General features: G+C 66.3%; 1 protein-coding gene. It reads right to left on the reverse strand.

Features of this window, described 5'->3' with window-relative positions:
* A partial coding sequence (locus I5M_RS10455) for an ATP-binding cassette domain-containing protein (RefSeq protein WP_031336020.1) occupies positions 1–249 on the reverse strand: 249 nt, incomplete at both ends.

A 249-nucleotide genomic window follows, 5' to 3' on the forward strand; every position in this document is an offset into this window, starting at 1 on the left:
ATGGTCCAGTCGTGGCGCTCGGCGCGCGACTTTGACTTGGCGAACACCTTGTCGACGCCGAGCTGCACGTTCTGGTACACGGTCAGCCACGGCAGCAGGCTGTGGTTCTGGAACACGACCGCGCGGTCCGGGCCCGGCGAGTTGACCTCGCGGTTCTCCAGCAGCACGCCGCCATTGGTGGCGCCGGTCAGTCCAGCCACGATGTTGAGCAGCGTGGACTTGCCGCAGCCGGAATGGCCGATGATCGAG

The sequence above is a fragment of the Rhodopseudomonas sp. B29 genome, from assembly GCF_000333455.1.
Classification (GTDB): domain Bacteria; phylum Pseudomonadota; class Alphaproteobacteria; order Rhizobiales; family Xanthobacteraceae; genus Rhodopseudomonas.